This is a genomic window from Saccharococcus sp. Marseille-Q5394 (assembly GCF_946901335.1).
GTDB lineage: Bacteria > Bacillota > Bacilli > Bacillales_A > Planococcaceae > Sporosarcina > Sporosarcina luteola_C.
Map to the genome: position 1 here is coordinate 1,358,483 of NZ_CAMPPQ010000002.1, position 21,930 is coordinate 1,380,412.

Here is a 21,930-nt window from a genome sequence, read left to right on the forward strand (position 1 = left end):
ACCTTGCTTCCAACGTTAGTATAAGTTCGGTACAATATCAAGCATTTGAATCATTCAGACTTATGAGAAGGGGATAAAACAATGTACAAGCTAAAAACGAAGGAAACGGACGCCAGTGTCATTGAATTCATCGAAGCGGTGGATAGTCCTAAAAAGCGGGAGGACGCTTATCGATTATTAGACATCTTCACGGAGACGGCGGGCTATGAGGCAAAGATGTGGGGACCGAGCATCATTGGCTTCGGGTCGTATCATTATGTCTATAATACGGGCCATGAAGGGGACGCGCCGCTCGTCGGCTTTTCACCTCGCAAAGCGAAGACCAGCCTCTATTTCGCTCCAGGTGATTCTGAACGCGAAGCGCTGTTAGCCAAATTCGGGAAGCATACATCAGGCAAAGCGTGTGTGTACATTAATAAAGTGGACGATATCGACACCGAAGTTTTGCAGCAGCTCATCAAACAATCCATTACATTTCTGAGAAAAACATATCCGGAAAACTGATCCATAGGTTGTTATATATGTCTATTAAGTGAGACTGGCGTAGGAATTAATTTGTTCCTTTGCCGGTTTTTATTTTGACAAATATCTAGAAAATCGCAAGAATAGGCGACACTCCTGCGGGAACAGCGTTGACCGAAGACCCCGCAGTAGCGAAGAATGAGCGACGAGGAGGCTGAGGCGACGCCCGCGGAAAGGGAGCCGTTCTTGCGATTTTCGTTTTTTCAAGACAGCCGCTTGTTTTATATGTCTCATTTTACTCAGCCTCCTCGCATACAATAAATGAAACCAGGCCCTGAATGGAGGGAAATGAATGGACATTTTACGAAAGTTAGAACATTTCCGTGAAGAAGAAAACAAGCTAAAGTGGGAAGGTACCTTTGCCGAGTATTTAAACATCCTACAGGAACGTAAAGAAGTTGCACAAACGGCACATTCCAGAGTGTATGAAATGATCAAAAGCCATGGCCAAACGAAAGAACACGGGTATACAAAATTCCGCTTTTTTGAAAATGAGATTTTCGGTCTCGAAGATACGGTCGAGCGGCTAGTTAACGAATATTTCCACCCAGCAGCAAAACGTCTTGATGTGCGAAAAAGGATCTTATTGCTCATGGGTCCTGTCAGTGGAGGAAAATCCACTCTCGTCACCTTGTTGAAACGTGGATTGGAACAATATTCGAGGACGGATGATGGTGCGGTATATGCCATTAAAGGATGTCCGATGCATGAGGACCCATTGCACTTGATTCCGGAATATCTGCGAGATGATTTCTATGCGGAATTTGGAATCCGGATTGAAGGAAGCCTTTCCCCGTTGAATACGATGCGCCTTGAAACAGAATACGGCGGCCGGATTGAAGATGTACTCGTTGAGAGAATCTTCTTTTCAGAAGACAAACGGGTGGGAATCGGAACGTTCACCCCATCCGATCCAAAATCCCAGGATATCGCGGATTTGACCGGTAGCATCGACTTTTCGACAATTGCCCAATATGGCTCCGAATCCGATCCCCGCGCTTACCGTTTTGACGGGGAGTTGAATAAGGCAAACCGCGGAATGATGGAATTTCAGGAGATGCTTAAGCTCGATGAAAAATTCCTCTGGCACCTTTTGTCGCTGACGCAAGAAGGGAACTTCAAAGCAGGCAGATTTGCATTGATCAGTGCGGATGAATTGATCGTCGCGCATACGAATGAAACCGAATATCGGGCCTTCATTTCCAATAAGAAAAATGAAGCGCTGCATTCCCGGATCATTGTCATGCCGATCCCTTATAACTTGAAAGTGAGTCAGGAAGAAAAAATCTACGAAAAAATGATACGGGAAAGTGATATGGCACATGTGCATATTGCCCCACATGCCCTCAGGGTCGCTGCTATCTTCTCTGTCCTCACGCGTTTAAAAATATCGAAAAAGCAAGGAATCGATATTGTGAAGAAGATGCGATTGTATGACGGTGAAAATGTGGAAGGATTTAACTCTGTGGATCTGGAAGAGCTGAAAAAAGAGTTTCCGAATGAAGGCATGGACGGCATCGACCCGAGATATGTCATCAACCGGATCTCGTCGGCAATTATCCGAAAAGAAGTGGATGCCATCAATGCGCTCGATGTGCTGCGTTCCTTAAAAGAAGGATTGGATCAGCATGCATCCATTTCGAAGGACGACAAAGAGGAATATTTGAATTATATATCGATTGCACGTAAGGAATTTGATGAAATTGCGAAGAAAGAAGTGCAGAAGGCATTCGTCTATTCGTACGAAGAATCTGCACGGACGTTGATGGATAACTATTTGGATAATGTTGAAGCCTTCTGCAATAAGCACAAAATGAAAGATCCCCTCACTGGTGAAGAAATGAATCCTGATGAAAAGCTAATGCGTTCCATTGAAGAGCAAATCGGAATCTCAGAAAATGCGAAAAGGGCCTTCCGTGAAGAAATCCTCATCCGGATTTCCGCATACGCAAGGAAAGGCAAGCGGTTTGATTACAAATCCCACGAAAGACTGCGAGAGGCGATTCAGAAAAAGCTGTTCGCGGACTTGAAGGATGTTGTCAAAATCACGACTTCGTCAGCGACTCCTGATGAAAATCATTTGAAGAAAATAAATGAGGTCGTAGCAAGGCTCATTGATGAATATGGCTATAATTCAATCTCTGCAAATGAATTACTACGGTACGTCGGCAGTCTGTTGAACCGCTAAGAGAATCCTCCCATATCAAAAACCGCCATTCGTTGCATATACTAAAAAAATGAGTGGACTGGAGTAGGTGAATAGAAATGCATGAAGAGCAGAGCGAATCATTTGTCGTCTCCCAGGAAAACTGGTCGCTTCACCGAAAAGGATATCAGGATCAGAAACGACATTCGGATAAAGTGAAGAAAGCGATCCACAATAATCTGCCCGAATTGATCAGTGAAGAAAGCATCGTCATGTCGGATGGCAGGGACGTCATAAAAATACCGATACGATCTTTGGATGAATACAAAATCCGTTATAACCATAGTAAATCGAAGCATGTTGGCCAAGGCGGCGGGGATAGTCAAGTGGGAGACGTAGTTGCAAGCGATGGCAGTCAGAGTGCAGGAAAAGGCAAACAGGCGGGCGATCAGCCAGGCCAGGATTATTATGAAGCGGAAGTGTCGCTCGCCGAAATCGAAGAGACATTATTTAAAGAACTTGAATTGCCGAATCTCGAAAAACGGGAACAAGCAGAAATCACAGATGAAGACATCACATTCAATGACATCAGGAAGAAAGGGCTCATTGGAAACATTGATAAAAAGCGGACGATCATCGCAGCGTTCAAACGAAATGCCATGGAAGGTCATGCTGAAATCATGCCAATCTACAATGATGATCTCCGTTTCAAGACGTGGGATGAAGTCGTCAAGCCTCAATCGAAGGCGGTCGTGTTCATGATGATGGATACGAGTGCTTCTATGGGCAGTTTTGAAAAATACATGGCGAGAAGCTTTTATTTCTGGATGACGAAGTTCTTGCGGACGAAATATGAAAAAGTGGATATAGAGTTCATTGCCCATCATACGATTGCGAAAGTCGTATCGGAAGTGGATTTTTTCTCGAAGGGGGAGAGCGGGGGGACGATTTGTTCGACTGCCTATGAAAAGGCGCTTGACCTCATTTCAAAAAAATACAATCCATCCCGTTACAATATTTATCCTTTCCACTTCTCAGATGGGGAAAATATGTCGTCGGATAACGGAAAATGCATGTCATTAGTCGAAGAACTCATGGAAGTTTCAAATATGTTCGGCTACGGAGAAGTAAATGCGCATAGCAGGTATTCGACGCTGATGAATACGTATCAAAAAATCGAAGATCCGAAATTCCGGCATTATGTACTAAAGGAAAACAAGGATGTGTACTATGCTTTGAAAAAGTTCTTCCATAAACGCCTGGAGGGATCCGTATGACGGAGCACAAGGCGCTGCAATATGCAGTAGAGGAAATTACAGAGATTGCGAAAGGATTCGGGTTGGATTTTTATCCGATGCGCTATGAAATCTGTCCTGCGGATATCATATATACATTTGGCGCTTATGGAATGCCGACACGTTTCTCACATTGGAGCTTCGGTAAACAGTTCCATAAGATGAAGCTTCAATATGATTTAGGGCTCAGTCAAATATACGAACTCGTCATCAACTCCAATCCTTGTTACGCTTTTCTATTGGAAACCAATACGTTGATACAGAACAAATTGATCATTGCCCACGTTCTGGCACATTGCGATTTCTTCAAAAATAACTCCCGCTTTTCGAATACGAGGCGGGACATGGTAGAAAGCATGACGGCAACCGCCGAACGGATTGCCGAATATGAAAAGGTTTATGGGAATGAAGAGGTAGAACGTTTCTTGGACGCGGTGCTCGCCATCCAGGAGCATGTCGACCCCTCCCTTGTCCGATGGCGTCATGGAAATGAAGAGGTGGAGCAGGTAGAAGATGTGCCGTTTATCCGGAAAACGGTCTATGATGATTTATGGGAAATGGATCATAAGAAGCTGAAGCCGCCAGCGGAAACAAAGCGGAAAAAGACGCCTGCATCCCCGGAGAAGGATCTATTGTTGTTCCTCTTGGAAAATAGTCGGGAATTGGAAGAATGGCAACGAGATATATTGACAATGATCCGTGAAGAAATGCTTTACTTCTGGCCGCAAATGGAAACGAAGATCATGAATGAAGGATGGGCGACATACTGGCATCAACGGATTCTACGGGAAATGGACTTGACGGCCGACGAAACGATTGAGTTTGCAAAGTTGAATGCGAATGTCATCCAGCCGTCCAGAACGTCCATCAATCCGTATTATTTAGGCTTGAAAATCTTTGAAGACATCGAACAGCGATATGATCATCCGACGGGAGAGATGATCGAATTAGGGGTGAAGCCCGGGTCCGGCAGGGAGAAAATGTTTGAAGTGAGGGAGATGGATTCCGACATTTCCTTCATCCGCAACTATTTAACGAAAGAACTCGTACAAAAAGAAGACTTATATATCTTCGAGAAAAAAGGAAGCCATTATAAAATTTCGGATAAGGAATATCGAAATGTGCAAGACCGTCTTATTGCGCAGAGGGTGAACGGGGGCTTTCCTTATCTAGTCGTGCATGACGGGGATTATGTGCGCAACGGAGAGCTCTACTTAGTGCATAAATACGAAGAAACCGAGCTGGATGTACCGTATTTGGAACACGTCCTCCCATATATCCACCAACTATGGGGCCGTATCGTGCATTTGGAGACGTATGTCGATAATAAACAAGTCGTGTTTTCATATGATGGAAAGAAAGTTCATAGGAGATTTGCATAAGGAGTGACGGGCCGCCGCATTGCATTGTGGCGGTTTTTTGGTGTGATGATGGTGGAAAAGAGTGGGTCTTAAGTCACGAAATGACGATAATCATCGGGATTTGACCGATAACTTTGTGAAAGAGACCGATAACTTCTTGCAATTGATCGATAACTCTCGGGAAGTGATCGATAAAAATGTGAAAATGATCGATAACTTTATTTGCAGCCAGACAAAAGCCTGTTCTGTTCTCCTGTTTGGAAGATTAATTCTATTCTTTCATTAATTACTGTAAACTAGAGCTAATGGGAGGGATATATATGAGAATTAGAGAAGCCATGCCAGGCGATGAGGATGGTATAGCACGAGTTCATGTGGACAGCTGGAGGACGACTTACAAGGGGATCGTTTCCGAGTCCGTTCTGCAAAATCTTTCGTACGAGCAGCGTGCCGAAAATTGGCGCAGGGGAATTGGGAGGAGCACTTTATATGTTGCTGAAGTCGACAGTGGTGAGATTGTTGGTTTTGCAACAGGGGGCAAAGAACGGACGGGCAACTATGATGCAGATGGGGAGTTATATGCAATTTATTTATTGAATGAAATGCAAGGTCAGGGGATTGGGAAGAAGCTGATGCAAACAATCGCAAAGAACCTGAAAGAACAAGGATTTTCCTCCATGCTTGTATGGGTGCTTGAACGCAATCCATCAAAAACATTCTATGAATCACTGGGCGGAAAAGCGATTGATAAGACAATGATTGACATAGGGGGAGAAGAATACAAGGAGATTGCTTATTACTGGGAAAACATCGAGGAGATTAGGGAATAATTCAATGTTTCTTCATATAAAGGTTATCGGGAAGGGGGAACGGTAATCTTCTTGCTATTCTTTCATTGAATAAAGTAAAGGTGCGTGTTTCAAATGATTACTAGACAAGTTCAATGCACGGATGCAAGTCAGCTAGTCCAGCTCATTGAAGAAGTTGAAAGAACTTCGGATACGATGCTCTATGAAGCGCGGGAAAGAAATTTGTCCGGAGAACAATTGAGAGAGCGTATTGAGTCATTTGGGACTGATGCCTCGACTATTATCGTGGCTGAACTAAAAGGTTCATTGGTGGGTTATTTAATGGTGATTGCTGGGACTGCGAAACGAAATAAGCATTCGGCTTACATAGTCATCGGCATATCCGAGAAGTATCGTGGACAAGGAGTGGGAAAGGCCCTTTTTACTTCATTGGACAAATGGGCAATTGAAAACAAGCTTCACCGCCTTGAATTGACTGTTATGACCACTAATACAGCAGCAATCGTCCTCTATGAAAAATCAGGTTTTAGTAAAGAAGGCGTGAAAAAAGACTCGTTGTTCGTCAACGGTAAATATGTTGATGAATATTATATGGCCAAATTACTGTAAGGGGAACTATGTATGGACATACCAACTTCATTCCAGGAAAAAATCAGAAACTGTTTCGGAAAACCGGGAGAAGAATGGCTTCAGTCATTAGAGAGTAATGTAAATCACATGGCGGAAGTCTGGGGATTAACACTGAAGAGCCCAGTCACCAATCTCTCCTATAACTATGTCATGAATGTAATGGATAAGAACAACCACCCGTACATCTTAAAAATGGGCTTGCCGGGATTCGATTTTGAAAACGAAAGTCGCACATTGCAGCTCTACAATGGACAAGGATGTGCAAAATTGATGAAAGCTGACCTCGAACGGGGAGCCATGCTGCTCGAAAGCCTTCAACCCGGAACGATGCTCTGCACGGAAACAGATGAAACAGTCGTCGTTCAACAGTTCTGCCGCGTTTGGAAACAGATCCGTCGACCATTGCCGGAAGATGCCGACTTCCCAACTGTTCTTCATTGGGCAAGCGCCTTCTCGAAATATCAAAGCAATTACCCTAAGAACAATGGACCAATTCCAAATGAATGGGTTATGATGGCGGCAGAGTTTCTAAATGAAATTCGGCAAACTACAACGGAAAACAGACTGCTGCATGGCGATTTGCATCACGAAAACATCTTGTTTTCAAATGAGAGAGGTTGGCTTGCGATTGATCCGAAAGGCGTTGTCGGTGATCCATACTTCGACGTAGTTTCCTTCATGATTAATCACCTTTTCAAAAACCCGGATCCGGAAAATTTGCTCAAGCTAAGGGTCGACCTGATAAGTGAACTTTTGCAAATGGATTGCGTTAAGCTATTGAAAGCTGCAATTTCAATGTCAACTCTATATGCTTGCTGGGCGGTGGAAGATAATGATCCCTATTGGAAAGAAACCTATCAATGCGCGAAATGGTTCAATAAGTTTTTAATTGAAAATTAGCAGGTGTAGTAAATGGTAGCCAGCTAATTGACAATAAAACCTGCATCTCTTCGGAGGTGCAGGTTTTTAGGCATGTTATACAAACGGATAGGGTATTGAATAAGAAAGTGAATCTTATAGTCATACTATCCGTATGAATAGGAAGCGGCCATTACAAAATGTAAGAGGATGTGATCCTGATGAATAAACAATGGATGTCAGATGAGGAATTCGACAAAATATTTGAAGAAAAGTCATCAGAAATCAATGAGCAATTGGAAAGTGAAATCCTAATTGCCATGATCGGTGATGTAAATGCCGGCAAATCATCGACAATCAATCGTCTCATGGGAGATAACGTAGCGCAGGTCGGTGCAAAACCAGGTGAAACGCAGGAAATCAAGAAGTTTTCTTATAAGGATAAAATAATCTTTGTCGATACACCTGGCCTGGATGACATTTACAGTGAACATTCCGAGGAAACGATGAAGTTTTATAAGCAGGCGGACCTAATTTTATTTTTCCTGAATGCAGCAGGGACGGTTTTATCCGAAACGGAACTTAAGTCATTAAAAAGAATTGCCAAGGTGAATAAAGATCTGATTCTTGTGTTGAATAAAATCGATGCAGCCGAAGATATACCGAGCCTTGTAAAATATGTCCAGGATCATACAGGATATGAATATCCGGTCACGCCAATCTCTTCTCGTACAGGGGAGAATATCGGGATGCTACAGAAAGAAGTTCTATCCTTATTAGAAGTCAAAAAAAAAGACATTCTAATGGCAGCAAACATGGCCGATAAATCTGCCATTGCAAATCGTTGGATTTTAGCAGCAGGAGCTTCCGCCGCAACAATCGGTGCCATTCCGATTCCGGGATCGGATTTCGTACCTTTGACTGCTTTACAAGTCAGTCTCATGCTAAAGCTTTCAACATTGTATGGGAAACCAATAACGAAGGACAATGCAAAAGAATTGATCATCGCGACGATTGTCGGAAATATCGGTAAGACGGTTTTCAGGCAAATTGTGAAATTCGTTCCCGGTGCTGGCATGGTGGCCGGCGCAAGCGTAGCAGGCGGAATGACCATCGCATTAGGACATGCCATCAAGTATGCGCATGAAAATGATATAGAATTGACGCCAAAATCATTAAAACCGATCTATCAAATGTTTTTGAAAAAAGCGAATAAAAAAGACATAGGGAAGTGATGTGACCAGGCAAACACTTGATACCATGAGGTTATAACCTATTAACCTTCCTGGTCTAGAAAGATAAACGGGGAATGGGGCTGAAGTGGAAAAGCAGTCACTATTTATATGCTAAGTAAATAGTAAATAAATTGTAATTGAAACCTGGTACGTTTAACGTTGTCCAGGTTTATATATAATAATATATATTCATGAAAAGGACTGATTCTAATCAAAATAGGTTTAATAGGAAAAGGAAATCTAGGTACATATCTCCTCCAAACAATAAACATAGAACAACTCCTACCAAACACCAAAATCACTGCTATTTTGGATGAACGAGAGAAAGCTAGAAATGAGCTGCCTTCATTAGCCGCGGAATACGGATGCAAAGCATTCCATGACATCCACTCATTCTTGCAATCCGACATCGACATCGTAGTCGAATGTTCCACCATTGAATCAGCCAAAACATATGCGATTGAAACGATCAAACAGAAAGATCTATTGTTAATCAGCATTGGAGCATTTGCTGATTCTTCCTTCGGTAGTCTAGTAGAGCAGGCGGCTAAAGCCAGTGGACGCCGAATCTACTTACCATCCGGCGCGATTGGCGGGTTGGATGTTATAAAGGCTGCCAAATTAGATGGACGATTGGATTCCGTCACTCTGACGACCCGAAAGCCTGCCCATTCGTTAACAGCTGACCGAATTACTGCGGAGCAAATTGTATTTGAAGGCGCTGCCCGGGACGCGATTCAACAATTCCCTAAAAATGCGAATGTCGCAATCGTGTTGTCGTTGGCGGGCATTGGTGTCGAGAAAACACATGTACGAATCATTGCCGATCCGAATGTAACGCAAAACATTCACCATATCCAAGCAAGTGGAGCTTTCGGCGAGTTCGATATGACAATTAAAAATAACCCGTCTCCGGACAATCCGAAGACGAGCCATATTACGGGAGCGAGTATTTTAGCCGCGCTTGCGGACATTGATAGTGCAGTGGTAGTAGGTTCATAGGTGCCTACTACCACTGCACTCTTTCCTTTGCGGGATTGCAATTTGGGTCGGGAGTTCCTGCCGACTCTGCGAGTTTCATTAAATAATAGCATTCCTCGCGCGCCATATGATCGGCCATGAGTGGTGTGAGCACTCCTAAGTTCTCTTTTTTCAATCCCATTTCTTCAAGTTCATTTAAGAAGGTTTTAAAAATGGTCATTTCCAGGTACACATCGTTATGGAATTTTTCCAAAGCAGGGAATCTTGACACGTTCGTCCGCAAAAACCCTACCATTTCTATCGCTTTTAAATAGAAAGCTTCCCATTCTTTGACGAATTTCCTGCTTTTTTTCTTTAGCTGTTTTTCCACGCGGTCCATTGTCGCATCAATTGCTCCTGCATGGCCTGCCGCATCGAGCAGCCATAATAGATCATGGTGAAGCGGGTGGACAAGAGGAGGCGATTCGCCCTTTTCTAAATAGGAAAGAATCCGGATCGCTTCTTCGACTTCATTGACCATATGATTGATGAATGGGGGAGTCAATGAAATTTTGATGTTGCCGACCAATTGTTCCTTAATAATGGCCAATTTCAATTCCCGTATCGCTTCACTTTCCGTTTTTGAAAGGCTTACTAACGACAACAATTCGGTCTCATTTAACGTTTGTTTCGAGCGGTCCAATAGTTTATCGAACCGTTCTATGAAAGCTGCGGCAGTGTCAATCCAATCTGTTTGCCCTGGGGCTAGTGAATCATGAATAAAGCGGCTATGATCCCCTAAAATTTGAAGCCAAAACTGTAATTCGTTCGATGCCTGTTGCTGAAAAGAATTATCCAAAACTTCACCTCCTGGTATACTACTTACCATTCTATGAAGGGAAGATTATTTTAGAATGCCATAATTACAATTATCCAGGGTATTCCACTTTAACGCCGACTATGGTTAAATAGTAATAGGTTCTGATTTTCCGAATTATAAAGAAAAGTCAGTATGATGAGTTGGAGGGGGATAAATTGGTGAAACAGGTGGTTGAACAAGTAACGGACGATCATGTCGTGAAGGCCCTTGAGAAGAATCTTGCGATTATCCGATATGATTTGGACCATAAAATTGCGTACGTGAACGATATTTTTGCAAATGCAATGGGGTATTCAAAAGATGAAATGATCGGTGTCCGCCATGACGATCTTTGTTTTGATGAGTATGTGAGGAGTGCTGCGTATGACAAGTTCTGGCGGGAGTTGCTGCGCGGCATCAGTCAACATGGGAAGATTGAAATGAAGGATAAGAATGGCGATAAAGTATGGCTTGAAGCAACGTATATGCCGGTATTCAGCCACGACGGCAGGAAGGTCATCAGCATCTCCAAAGTTGCATCTAATATTACGAAACGGCAAACTTCCATCACGTCTGTTGTCGAAGAGCTGAGACAGATGGCGGAAGGATTGACAGAACGTGCAGATATCGGGATGGAGCGGAGCAAGGAATTATTAGTGATAATCGAAGATATCGCAGCGCTCTCCCATGATAATACGAAAACACTTGGAAATTTGCAGTTGCATGCCGAAAGCATCCAACACATTGTGAAGACGATTCGGGAAATTGCAGCTCAAACGAACTTGCTCGCTTTGAATGCGGCAATTGAAGCGGCCAGGGCGGGGGAGCATGGAAGAGGCTTCGATGTCGTTGCAAAAGAGGTTCGTAAATTGTCCGCTAATGTGGAGAAATCGATAGTGGAAGTCCGTGAAGGCGTGGAAGCGATCACGACGGAAATTAAGAATATTTCCAAAGGGACGGCCTTGGCACAGGAAAACGTGGACCGTTGTCAACAGCGGATTGAAGTTGCGATGGACGATTTCCTCGCGATTGCTTCGTCGGCGTCTGAATTGGACAATCAGTCGAGGAAAGTCTCGAGTATCGTGTGAGGCAAAAATAACAGGTGAGGGAGAATCACTCCTTCACCTGTTATTTCGTATATTCAAGGGCTCATTCTATTCACTTCAAGGTCCATTCTATCCGTTCGAAGCTCCATTCATTCAAACAAGGGCTCATTCTTTCCGTTCGAAGGTCCATTCTTTCGAGCAAGGACCCATTCTTTTCGCATCAGGGTCCATTCTTAGCACGATAAACCATGTCAAAGTCCACCCGTGCCAAATGTATCTCCCTCTTTCAAATTGCCTGCCTCAAATCCTCGATAAAACCAGTTCTTCCGCTGTTCGGAAGTTCCGTGTGTGAAGCTTTCCGGCACTACATAGCCGCGGGCACGTTTCTGGATCGTATCATCCCCGACGGCACTTGCTGCGTTCAGAGCCTCCTCCAGATCACCTTTCTCGAGGACGCCCATTCCTTGTGCATGGTGCGCCCAGACACCTGCGAGATAATCCGCTTGTAGTTCCAGCCGAACGGAGTATTTATTGTACTCTTCCTCACTGACTTGACTGCGTATTCTCGCCATTTCGTCGGTGATGCCCAACAGCTTTTGGACGTGATGCCCGACTTCATGTGCCACAACATAGGCCATCGCGAAATCACCGGGTGCTTTGAACTGCGTCTGTAGTTCGTCATAAAAACTCAGATCGATATACAATTTCTCGTCAGCCGGGCAATAGAACGGTCCGACAGCTGCGCCGGCCATTCCGCATGCCGACTGGACACTCCCTGAATAGAGCACAAGAATCGGTTCACGATAAACCATGCCTTCCTTCTCAAAGACTTCTGTCCACACATCTTCCGTATCCGCCAAAACGACTGAAACGAATTCAGCCAGTTCCTTATCTTGTTCTGTTTCAACATATTCCGTATTCGAAGGGGACGTCGTCATGTTGTTAATGATATCACCAGGGTCGCCGCCTAGGAACATGACGATGAGCAACATGACGATGCCGCCGATTCCGCCGCCGACGAGCGTTTTTCCTCCCATCCCTCTCCGGTCTTCCACATTTCTGCTGCCTCTTCTACCTTTCCATTCCATTTAAATTGCCTCCTTGAAAACGTCGATGAAAATGCAAGTGGTTACCATATGCTTTACCCCATTTCATTGACTTATAGGCCGACATAAAAAAGATATCGAAAGCCTTTCGGAATCCGATATCCTTGCGTTATTTGGAGAACATGATCTCTTTGCTGTCATATCCTTTGAATTTCACTTCCAACCGTATCATTTTATACTCTTTGAATCCGAAAGCTTCCGCAGCGCTTTTGATCATTTCCGTCTCTTCAGATTCAGGGTCAGGTTGCATTTTTTCGAACGCTTCCATTATTTTTTTCAGCGCCTTTTTGCCATGCAAAGCGACTTCTTCTTTTTTATTAGTGTATTCTGCTTCGGATCGTTCCTTTTTTTCACTAAAACTTGCGGTCAGCGCCTCTTGCTCTTCATTCGTATCGATGGTAACAGTAAATGAGGTGATGCCATATGTATCGACGACGTCGCTCGCTTCAGTCTTTGGAACAAGATTTTGATTGCTGCATCCACTCACTACAATGAAACAACATGCCAAAATAATAGAAGTCAATTTCTTCATATCCGATCATTCATCCTTTCGCTTCCACTATTTCTAACATAACCGGCAATCCAGCCAGATATACTATGGTAGGATGGAATGGAACCAATATTGCTATATAGAGAACATAAGTGGAGTGAGACGTATGGAGACAGAAAAACAGATGTCATTGAAAGATTGGATTTTAACGTTGGTACTTGTATGTTTGCCGATTGTCGGGCTTGTCATGCTCATTATATGGGCGACGGATAAGCAAGATCCACGGAATACATTTTCAAAAGCATACTTAATTGTTATGGGAAGTATCTTTGCTCTCATCCTATTAATGTATATTTTCATTTTCATTTTTATATTATTCATTGGCATTATGGCTTCCTAACCGGGGGCCTCTTTTAATTCCCCGGGAGTTTTGAATAAATTGTGTCAAACTATAAAGGAATTCTTTGAAATTCCAAAGAAAAAACCGTAAACCTTTAATTTATTGCAAATGAAATGATATGATGGAAGGGATGAAACTTTGCAGAAATACCTCCGAGGAGCGTATATAGATATGACTAAAGATATTGAAATTACTTATACTGAAAACGGCACGATCATAGATGAAGAAAGATCGAGCACTATAATTGCGGACTTGAAATCGCTTTTTAAAGCGCCTGTTTTGCTTGCCAATGCACTGCCCGTGTTTGTCGGCTTTTGGCTTGCCCTTCATTTCACGGGAGATTCCCTGCTTGCGAACAGCAAATTGTTTTGGTTGACAATTATCGGGAGCACGATATTAATGGGTGGGGCGCTTGTCCTGAACAACTGGTATGACGTAGATATCGACACGGTGATGAAGAGGACTCAAAAACGTCCGACCGTAACGGGGAACATCTCCTTGAAGACCGTGTTGGGAATCGGCATATCCTTGTCGGCAATAGGAATGGTCATGCTGATGTTTACAACGATGGAGGCGGCGATTTACGCATTCATCGGCTGGTTCACCTACGTGGTCATGTACACGATGTGGACAAAGCGGAAGTACACACTGAATACAGTCATTGGAAGTGTATCAGGAGCTGTAACGCCGATGATCGGGTGGGCGGCAATCGCACCATCTTGGCATATTGTTCCGATCTTGCTTTTCATCATTTTATTTATCTGGCAAATGCCTCACACGTTTGCAATCGCGATGAGGAAGTACAATGAATACAAAGCGGCCAACGTAGCAATGCTTCCGGTCGTTCGCGGGTTCAGAATGACGAAGCGTCAAATGTTTGTATACATTGCCTGCTTGCTTCCGTTGCCGTTTTACCTAGGATCACTTGGAATGGTATTTATCGTGCTAGCTACGATATTGAATATTGGTTTCTTAATTGTCTCCATCCGTGGTTTTTTCACGAAAGATGATGATAGATGGGCTTATGTAATGTTTATGTACTCCGTCAATTATATTGCGATTTTATTTTTACTAATGGTAGCTGTCACGCTGCCTAGTTTCTAAGAGGGAACTGCTCCGTTTGTCGAAAGTTGACAACGGGGCAGTTTTTTTGTTTTGCCTATACAGTCTCGACGACCAATTGGAAATATTCAGTTGTGAATGAAAACGTTTTCGTTTATAATCAATTAAAGTATCAATTAATTCTGCAAATTAGTAGAAACTCTAGGGGGAGTCATTATGGGGAAATCAGTTAAACGTTTTATGATAGGCATCGCACTAGTATGCACATCCATTTTTCTAATCGGATGCGGCGCTGGTTCTACAAAGACGAGTGGTTCAGGCGGGGATGAAACAAGTGGGAAACGGAAATTGGTCGTCGGAACCGATGCAACATATGCACCGATGGAATATATGGACGAAAAAGGGAATATCGTCGGAATCGATATCGATATTGTAAACGCAATCGCGGAAGCTGCTGGATTCGAAGTAGAATATAAAAACTATGGTTGGGAGCCGTTATTTCCGGCAGTTGATAATGGAGAAGTCGATTTTGCGGTTTCTTCCATTACAATCACTCCGGAAAGGGAGCAATCATATGATTTCTCCGATCCGTATTTCGTGGCAAATCAATTGATTCTCGTGCCGGAAGATTCGGATGTCGATTCATTCGATGATTTGGCGGATAAGCGGGTTTCGGTTCAAATCAATACAACAGGGCATATTGTCGTTGCGGATCTATTAGGAAAGACAAGTTCAAAAATCGTTGCAGCTGAAACAATGCCACTTGCAATCAGTGAAATGATCAATGGAAATGCGGATGCATCTGTCGGGGATAATGCAGTCATTATTGATTACAAAGCGAATAACCCGAAAGTGAAAGTGAAAACGATCGAAGATGACAGCTTTGAAAAAGAATATTATGGGTTAATGGTGAAAAAAGGGAATCAAGAAATAATCGATTTGTTGAATGAAGGGATTAAGAAAATCAAGGAAAACGGGAAGCTGAAAGAAATCACCGGCTTTGATGTGGAGTGATTGTTGACCTATAAACAATAGCTATACACATCTTGGAGGTGATGATCATGGATTTTTTAGGCTTGCGAATTGACATGTTCGAAAACATTTGGAGTTACCGTGAACTGTTCATCCGGGGGATTTGGGTTACCCTCGGATTGACGGCGGTAGGTTATATTGGAGGATTTGTTTTAGGATTATTCGTCGGTATGGGGAAACTCTCGAAGCGTAAGTGGATTTACTATCCTGCAAAGTATTATGTAGACTTTTTCCGGGGAACTCCATTATTAGTACAAATCCTATTAATTCATACCGCATTAATCCCAAGTATTTTTGGGCATTCTTTAGGATTCTTTGTCTCAGGATCACTCGCCCTTATGCTGAACAGTGCCGCCTATAATGCTGAAATTATTCGTGCAGGGATTCAATCTCTTGATAAAGGGCAAATGGAAGCAGCACGTTCACTCGGCATGCCGCATAACACTGCCATGAAATTAATCATTCTTCCGCAAGCTTTCAGGCGGATGATACCACCGCTTGGCAATGAATTGATCGCTTTGCTCAAGGATTCCTCTCTTGTCACAGTCATTGCGGCTAGCGATCTGCTCTATGCCGGGAAAGTGGTCGCAGGGGCATACTCGAGGTTCTGGGAGCCGTATTTAACGGTCGCTGTCCTTTATCTCGTTTTGACATTTATCTGCGGGAAGCTCATCAATTATATCGAAAACAGGTTCAGCAATAGTTACGTCCCGTCCTCAAGAAAGTCTGTTTTTTCAATGAGACGTTCGGAACCAGGAGGGGGCTTACGATGATACAAGTAAGAAACTTGCATAAATCGTTTGGGCAGTTAGATGTGCTAAAGGGTATTGATTATGACATTAAAGAGAAAGAAGTCATCTGTGTCATCGGTCCAAGTGGATCAGGGAAGAGTACTTTTTTAAGATGTATCAACCTTCTTGAGGAGATTACTGCGGGCGAAGTGTATATAGATGGTGTGAAAATCAATGACCCGGAAACGGATATTAATGATATCCGGCGGGAAGTCGGAATGGTCTTCCAGCAATTCAACTTGTTTCCTCATATGCGTGTCATCGATAATATAACGATTTCACCGATTAAGATCCGAAAAATGAGCCAACAAGATGCGGAAGCCTTAGCCCGGCAACTTCTGGAAAAGGTAGGGCTTTCCGATAAAGCAAACGCCTACCCCGAACAATTATCAGGCGGGCAAATGCAACGTGTAGCCATCGCAAGGGCGCTTGCGATGAAGCCAAAGGTTATGTTGTTCGATGAGCCAACGTCTGCATTGGATCCGGAAATGGTGAAGGAAGTGCTGGATGTCATGAAACAGCTTGCCATGGAAGGGATGACGATGGTAGTTGTCACTCACGAAATGGGCTTTGCGAAAGAAATGGGAGATCGGGTGTTGTTCTTAGATCAAGGTTTGCTAGTCGAAGAAGGTACGCCTGATGAAATCTTTTCGAATCCAAAACATGAAAGGACAAAAGCATTCTTCAGTAAAATTTTATAAATTGCAGGCATCTATGGCTCGGTATGTCATAGATGCCTTTTTGCATACAATTAACAGAAGTGAAGGGAGGAGGGAAACAATGATCTATCCTTATATGCATCACCAAGTGAATCGCTCTTCAAGGAAAATTATTGTGATCGGCAATGGTGAAGTTGCAGTTGAACCAGACATCGCCACGGTCCAATTGGAAGTCGTCACGGAGAATGAACAATTAAGTGCAGCGCAACAGGAAAATGCCACTGCTATGAACAATGTCATTCAATCTCTTTTACGCTTAGGTGTTCCGCGAGAAAATATCCAAACAGTTTCGTACACCATTTTTCCTAAATATGATTATGTGAATGGCGAACAGATTTTCAGAGGATATGAAGTTACCAATGCCATCTCTGTAAAGATTACAGAGATTCAACAAGTGGGAAGTATTATTGATACAGCAGTGGAAAACGGGGCGAATCGGGTTTCGAACATACAATTCAGTGTGGAGGACACCGAACGTTATAAGCAGGAAGCGATCGTCCGAGCTCTACGGAATGCACAAATGAAAGCCCGCACAATTGCAACTGCTTTGCAATTGCCAGTTGAGCCGCAACCGGTAAAAATAGTTGAAGAACAACAGGCCGGACAGCCGGTTCCGTTTCAAACGTTTGCGAAATCCGAACAAATGACTACCCCGATAGAGAGCGGACAGATTATTATTAGCGCAACGGTAAGAGTTGAGTTTCAATATTGATGGAAAAGCCGAATCCGATGAAGGGATATCGGCTTTTCTTGTAAGTTTGCAGGTTTTTTAAATATTTTGTTGAATTTACTATATATAACGAAAATTGAGGGGGAGAAGCATATGGCATACTTGGTTGAACGGGTAGAAAACTTGAATTCATTGGATATTACAGAACTTGTACAAGAAAGTGAAAAGGAAGGATATCGTTTCGTCACCCGCCTTGTGAATGAATTTGAGGACGGCACCAATACATTCAATAAGCCGGGGGAAGTGTTATTCTGTGTCAGAAAAAATGCAGGCTCCATAGTTGCCATTGGTGGCATCAATCAATCACCTTTTTCACAAGAAATCGATGAAGGACGTCTCCGAAGATTTTACGTACTTGATGAAGTACGACGGAATGGGGTCGGTACGTTATTGCTGCAATCAATTATTGATCATGCGAAACATCATTTTAAAGAAATTACGGTTCGGACAGATTCAGCGAAAGCTGATGCATTCTATCGCGCCGGCGGTTTTTCATTCGACGATTCCGCTTCTGAAACCACGCATATTTTACGGTTCGGTTAGGAGGGAATCGAATTGCATAAAGATTACATGGAACATGGAAATAAAGAAGGTCCGCTCCTCGTGTTCATTCACGGGGGCGGTGTTGGGGGATGGATGTGGGATAAGCAAATAGCCTATTTTAAGGACTACCATTGTCTTGTTCCCACTTTGCAAGGTCATGGGGATAGAAGTAATGAAACTTCCTTCTCTATTCGCGAAAATGCATTAGAAATAATTCAGTTAATTGAACAAAAGAAAGGTAAGAAAGACGTACATATTATCGGTTTTTCAATAGGGGCTCAAATCTGTTTGGAAATCGTTAGTCTTGCACCGACCCTAATTAATTCCGCAATGATTAACAGTGCGGTTGTCATTCCAATGAAGTACATGATCCCCTTACTTGCCCCAACGTTAAAGATGACATTTCCACTAATCAAAAATAAGACATTTGCGAAAGCTCAAGCGAAACAACTGTATATGGATGGCGAGCATTTCGAGAAATATTATGAAGAAAGCCTGAAAATGAAGTCCTCCACGCTTATTAATATTCTCAAGGAAAATATGTCGTACTCACTTCCTGCCCACTTTCCGAAAAGCACTGCCCGAGTATTAGTAACTGCCGGAGAAAAAGAGAAAGGACTTGTGAAAAAGTCCATTTGGGAAATCGTTAAGGGGAATGAACATTTTGAATCTTTATTCGTCAAAGATATTGGACACGGTTTTCCTGTAGCTAAACCGGAATTGTTCAATCAGATATTGGAAGAATGGATTGTGTATCAAAAAGTACATAAGTTGTAGTGGAGGGAAAACAGTTGGGGAAATGGAAAGTATTGAACAGCGAATATACATATAAATCGCCGTTCGGAAATTTGAGGAACGACACTTGTCAAATGCCAGACGGAACGGTTATTGAAAATTATTACGTGAATGAGTATGCCGACTGGGCGAACGCAATCGTATTGACGGAAGAAGAAGAAATCGTTCTTGTACAGCAATATCGCCATCCTGGAAACGATTTTTATTTAGAAATACCTGCAGGGAAAGTTGAGGAAGGCGAAACGTATGAGGATGCAATTCGACGTGAAGTGTGTGAAGAGACTGGATATGTTTCGGAGCAAAAGCTGATTCCTTTAGGGGAGTTCATGGTCAATCCCGCAACACAGACGAATAAGGTCATAACTTTTTTAATGCTTGGCGCAAAACGTACATATGAACAAGTGTTGGATGAAACGGAAGTTCTGGAAGTAAAACATTTCCCATTTGCTAGCATAGGAGAAATGATTCGAAACAAGGAAATCACACAGTTGTTTACAGTAACCGCCTACCAGTTAGCAAAAGAATTTATTAGAAATGGTAGGGATAAAGATTGAAAAAGAAATATACTCACGCACTCGTCATTGGTGGAACAGGTATGCTCGCGGGTGTATCCATCTTCTTAGCAAAGGAAGGGTATTCAGTTTCTGTCATTGGTCGATCAGATACAAAGTTTAAACGATTGAAAGCAGATAGTCCTCCTGAATCGATTTTTCCAATCCAAGTTGACTATCACTCAGAAGATCTATACACAGAAGTCGAAGAAGCAATTGCCGACCGAGGACCATTTGATTTGATTGTAAGCTGGACACCTAATTACCGAGCGCTTGAACAGATATGCGAAATGAATGATCAAGCGACATCGTTCCGCCTCATTCATGTAAAAGGAAGTCGGCGCTATTTTGAAGATGAGGAAATCCATACCCCGACAAATTGTACATATGAAAAAGTGTTCTTAGGCTTTGTTATCGAAGGGGAAACATCCAGATGGCTGACAAATGATGAAATTTCAAACGGTGTCATTCAACAAATAATGAGTATGGGTGATGAAAGTATTGTCGGCCAGCTCATACCCTATAGCGCAAGGCCCAGGTAGAACGGAGAGTGTAGCAAATGCTAAAACGTAAATACGGCAGTCGGTATGATTGGAAGCGGATTGTGGAGAAAGGATATGCAGAAAAATATATTTCCACATCGCAATTCACAGGATATGTCACTCTGCTAGAAATGAATAATGTAGCTGCACCACTGTTCATGACATATAAGGGAAGGGAAGTCTGCATCGCGGATAAGGGATACAGTTGGCTGCAGCATTTTCCGGATGGAAAGCATTTTTCCATGACGACGGTTTTTGATTCAACCAGACAAGTTGTCCAATGGTATATCGATATTTGCAGAGAGAATGGCTATTGTCTCACGAATGGTACATGGATGGATGATTTGTTTTTGGATCTGATCGTACTGCCAAATGGGGAAATAATAGAGAAAGATATTGACGAATTAGAAGAAGCGCTCAACAGCGAAGTCATATCAGAGGCCGGATTTGCACTTGCGTGGACAGAGTTCGATCGCATTAAAAAGTTGGTAGCTGAAAACAGCTTCAATCTTCTTGAACTATCAAAAGTTCACTTCGATGTTATTTCTACTAGCAATGCATTGGAGGGCTAAGTATTGAACCGACTTTTGCTCATAACCATTTTTGTATTTCTTAGCCTAACTGGCTGCTCCAGCATACAAGAGGCCTACAAGGGAAATCCGACACCGAAGGATTTTCTATCTCATGACAATGCCGATATTTTTATGTATGAAGGAATTGTTTATTCCAATGTTGAAGGAGTCGAATGGGTGCTCGAGTTGGATTATACAATTGGTGAGCAGGTACTGGAGATAAAAAAACAGAAAAAGAAGGCTTTCGGCTTCCGAAATGGAACTGCAAATAAGCTTCCTATTGGTACCGTTATCTATGAGACAAATACACCAGTCTATATTGTAATTATTAATGGCGAGGAAATTCCTTATTTAGCAATGGTTGAAGGATAAGAAAGGGAATGAAAGATGGAGAAACTTAACAAAGCTATTTTAATGAGAAGTGAAGGAAAACTCACTGAATCGAATGAAATACTACAGACAATGGCAAAAGACGATCCGAAAAGTGCCGAGATCAACTACCAATGTGCATGGAGTTTTGACGTCTTGGGAAAGGAAGCAGAAGCTGTTCCCTATTATGAAAAAGCGCTTCAATTGGGGTTGAACGACGAAGATGCCTTAGGTGCAATTATCGGACTTGGCAGTACATATCGGACATTGGGGAGTTATAAAAAATCAAGGGCTGTCTTTGAAAGGGGACTTGCGCGTTTTCCTGAAAACAATGCGTTGAAGACGTTCTATGCAATGACCTTATATAACGTAGGAGAACATGTAAAAGCAATGGAGATTCTGCTCACTTGCCTTGTCCAAACTTCAAACGATCCGGACATCGCCTCTTACAATAGGGCGATTGGTTTCTATGCGGACAAGCTTGATAAGACATGGTAGAGATATTCA

General features: G+C 42.8%; 27 protein-coding genes. 24 read left to right on the forward strand and 3 right to left on the reverse strand.

Translation table 11 applies throughout. The annotated features are described in order from the left end of the window. Window positions 1-81: 81 nt before the first annotated feature. The 10 genes from OC538_RS17530 (at window position 82) to nadX (ending at window position 9,858) form a co-directional block, all read left to right on the forward strand. The gene (locus tag OC538_RS17530) at window positions 82-504 is read left to right on the forward strand and encodes a DUF1801 domain-containing protein (RefSeq protein ID WP_251695031.1); all 423 of its coding nucleotides are present in this window, start codon (window positions 82-84) and stop codon (window positions 502-504) included. 310 nt (window positions 505-814) lie between these two features. Continuing rightward, entirely contained in the window at window positions 815-2,710 is a 1,896-nt protein-coding gene (locus OC538_RS17535) for a PrkA family serine protein kinase (RefSeq protein ID WP_262177683.1), read from the forward strand. A gap of 77 nt (window positions 2,711-2,787) precedes the next feature. Then, window positions 2,788-3,945, forward strand: coding sequence for a sporulation protein YhbH (gene yhbH / locus OC538_RS17540; RefSeq protein WP_262177685.1), 1,158 nt, complete (start codon window positions 2,788-2,790; stop codon window positions 3,943-3,945). Beyond that, window positions 3,942-5,345, forward strand: a complete 1,404-nt coding sequence (locus OC538_RS17545; RefSeq protein WP_285847028.1) for a SpoVR family protein — start codon at window positions 3,942-3,944, stop codon at window positions 5,343-5,345. The genes yhbH and OC538_RS17545 overlap by 4 nt, the downstream gene beginning before the upstream one ends. A 61-nt stretch (window positions 5,346-5,406) precedes the next feature. After that, window positions 5,407-5,610 (forward strand): hypothetical protein, encoded by a 204-nt coding sequence (locus OC538_RS17550; protein WP_251695028.1) that lies wholly within the window; start codon window positions 5,407-5,409, stop codon window positions 5,608-5,610. Between the two features lie 34 nt (window positions 5,611-5,644). Beyond that, on the forward strand, window positions 5,645-6,154 hold the full coding sequence (locus OC538_RS17555; RefSeq protein ID WP_251695027.1) for a GNAT family N-acetyltransferase: 510 nt from the start codon (window positions 5,645-5,647) through the stop codon (window positions 6,152-6,154). A 93-nt stretch (window positions 6,155-6,247) separates the two neighbouring features. Further along, window positions 6,248-6,742 carry a GNAT family N-acetyltransferase gene (locus tag OC538_RS17560; protein ID WP_251695026.1) on the forward strand — a complete coding sequence of 165 codons (495 nt, stop codon included), beginning with the start codon at window positions 6,248-6,250 and terminating at the stop codon, window positions 6,740-6,742. A 12-nt stretch (window positions 6,743-6,754) separates the two neighbouring features. Further along, complete coding sequence (locus OC538_RS17565) at window positions 6,755-7,663, forward strand: aminoglycoside phosphotransferase family protein (RefSeq protein WP_262177689.1); 909 nt, start codon at window positions 6,755-6,757, stop codon at window positions 7,661-7,663. A gap of 179 nt (window positions 7,664-7,842) precedes the next feature. After that, window positions 7,843-8,856, forward strand: a complete 1,014-nt coding sequence (locus OC538_RS17570) for a YcjF family protein (RefSeq protein WP_262177691.1) — start codon at window positions 7,843-7,845, stop codon at window positions 8,854-8,856. 216 nt (window positions 8,857-9,072) lie between these two features. After that, complete coding sequence (nadX, locus tag OC538_RS17575; protein WP_262177861.1) at window positions 9,073-9,858, forward strand: aspartate dehydrogenase; 786 nt, start codon at window positions 9,073-9,075, stop codon at window positions 9,856-9,858. 7 nt (window positions 9,859-9,865) lie between these two features. Here nadX and OC538_RS17580 read toward each other — a convergent pair whose 3' ends face one another. After that, window positions 9,866-10,675: a DUF2935 domain-containing protein gene (locus tag OC538_RS17580; protein WP_262177694.1), complete on the reverse strand. Its 810-nt coding sequence runs from the start codon at window positions 10,673-10,675 to the stop codon at window positions 9,866-9,868. 179 nt (window positions 10,676-10,854) lie between these two features. On the opposite strand from OC538_RS17580, the gene OC538_RS17940 reads away from it, so the two are divergent. Beyond that, window positions 10,855-11,763: a PAS domain-containing methyl-accepting chemotaxis protein gene (locus OC538_RS17940; protein ID WP_316044322.1), complete on the forward strand. Its 909-nt coding sequence runs from the start codon at window positions 10,855-10,857 to the stop codon at window positions 11,761-11,763. Between the two features lie 209 nt (window positions 11,764-11,972). On the opposite strand, the gene OC538_RS17595 is transcribed toward OC538_RS17940, so the two are convergent. Together OC538_RS17595 and OC538_RS17600 are read right to left on the reverse strand one after the other, a co-directional pair. Continuing rightward, on the reverse strand, window positions 11,973-12,809 hold the full coding sequence (locus OC538_RS17595) for a neutral zinc metallopeptidase (protein ID WP_262177696.1): 837 nt from the start codon (window positions 12,807-12,809) through the stop codon (window positions 11,973-11,975). Between the two features lie 127 nt (window positions 12,810-12,936). Further along, window positions 12,937-13,359: a YusW family protein gene (locus tag OC538_RS17600; protein ID WP_251695021.1), complete on the reverse strand. Its 423-nt coding sequence runs from the start codon at window positions 13,357-13,359 to the stop codon at window positions 12,937-12,939. Window positions 13,360-13,483: 124 nt separating this feature from the next. Between OC538_RS17600 and OC538_RS17605 the strand changes: the two genes are divergently transcribed. From OC538_RS17605 to OC538_RS17665, 13 genes are all read left to right on the forward strand, one after another. Beyond that, window positions 13,484-13,717: a hypothetical protein gene (locus OC538_RS17605; protein ID WP_251695020.1), complete on the forward strand. Its 234-nt coding sequence runs from the start codon at window positions 13,484-13,486 to the stop codon at window positions 13,715-13,717. Between the two features lie 171 nt (window positions 13,718-13,888). Continuing rightward, on the forward strand, window positions 13,889-14,821 hold the full coding sequence (cyoE, locus tag OC538_RS17610) for a heme o synthase (protein WP_251695019.1): 933 nt from the start codon (window positions 13,889-13,891) through the stop codon (window positions 14,819-14,821). Window positions 14,822-14,995: 174 nt separating this feature from the next. Next, the gene (locus OC538_RS17615) at window positions 14,996-15,793 is read left to right on the forward strand and encodes a basic amino acid ABC transporter substrate-binding protein (RefSeq protein ID WP_262177701.1); all 798 of its coding nucleotides are present in this window, start codon (window positions 14,996-14,998) and stop codon (window positions 15,791-15,793) included. 47 nt (window positions 15,794-15,840) lie between these two features. After that, entirely contained in the window at window positions 15,841-16,584 is a 744-nt protein-coding gene (locus OC538_RS17620) for an amino acid ABC transporter permease (RefSeq protein ID WP_262177703.1), read from the forward strand. After that, entirely contained in the window at window positions 16,581-17,303 is a 723-nt protein-coding gene (locus tag OC538_RS17625) for an amino acid ABC transporter ATP-binding protein (RefSeq protein WP_262177705.1), read from the forward strand. The genes OC538_RS17620 and OC538_RS17625 overlap by 4 nt, the downstream gene beginning before the upstream one ends. 79 nt (window positions 17,304-17,382) lie before the next feature. Beyond that, window positions 17,383-18,033 carry an SIMPL domain-containing protein gene (locus OC538_RS17630; RefSeq protein ID WP_262177708.1) on the forward strand — a complete coding sequence of 217 codons (651 nt, stop codon included), beginning with the start codon at window positions 17,383-17,385 and terminating at the stop codon, window positions 18,031-18,033. Window positions 18,034-18,144: 111 nt separating this feature from the next. Then, window positions 18,145-18,594 carry a GNAT family N-acetyltransferase gene (locus tag OC538_RS17635; RefSeq protein WP_262177710.1) on the forward strand — a complete coding sequence of 150 codons (450 nt, stop codon included), beginning with the start codon at window positions 18,145-18,147 and terminating at the stop codon, window positions 18,592-18,594. Between the two features lie 12 nt (window positions 18,595-18,606). After that, complete coding sequence (locus OC538_RS17640; RefSeq protein ID WP_262177712.1) at window positions 18,607-19,371, forward strand: alpha/beta fold hydrolase; 765 nt, start codon at window positions 18,607-18,609, stop codon at window positions 19,369-19,371. A gap of 14 nt (window positions 19,372-19,385) precedes the next feature. Beyond that, entirely contained in the window at window positions 19,386-19,943 is a 558-nt protein-coding gene (locus OC538_RS17645; protein WP_262177713.1) for an NUDIX hydrolase, read from the forward strand. Beyond that, window positions 19,940-20,482 (forward strand): short-chain dehydrogenase, encoded by a 543-nt coding sequence (locus OC538_RS17650; protein ID WP_262177715.1) that lies wholly within the window; start codon window positions 19,940-19,942, stop codon window positions 20,480-20,482. The genes OC538_RS17645 and OC538_RS17650 overlap by 4 nt, the downstream gene beginning before the upstream one ends. Before the next feature lie 17 nt (window positions 20,483-20,499). Continuing rightward, entirely contained in the window at window positions 20,500-21,054 is a 555-nt protein-coding gene (locus OC538_RS17655) for a DUF402 domain-containing protein (RefSeq protein WP_262177717.1), read from the forward strand. Between the two features lie 3 nt (window positions 21,055-21,057). Further along, window positions 21,058-21,426 (forward strand): hypothetical protein, encoded by a 369-nt coding sequence (locus OC538_RS17660; RefSeq protein WP_262177719.1) that lies wholly within the window; start codon window positions 21,058-21,060, stop codon window positions 21,424-21,426. Window positions 21,427-21,441: 15 nt separating this feature from the next. Next, the gene (locus tag OC538_RS17665; RefSeq protein WP_262177720.1) at window positions 21,442-21,921 is read left to right on the forward strand and encodes a tetratricopeptide repeat protein; all 480 of its coding nucleotides are present in this window, start codon (window positions 21,442-21,444) and stop codon (window positions 21,919-21,921) included. Window positions 21,922-21,930: the final 9 nt, after the last annotated feature.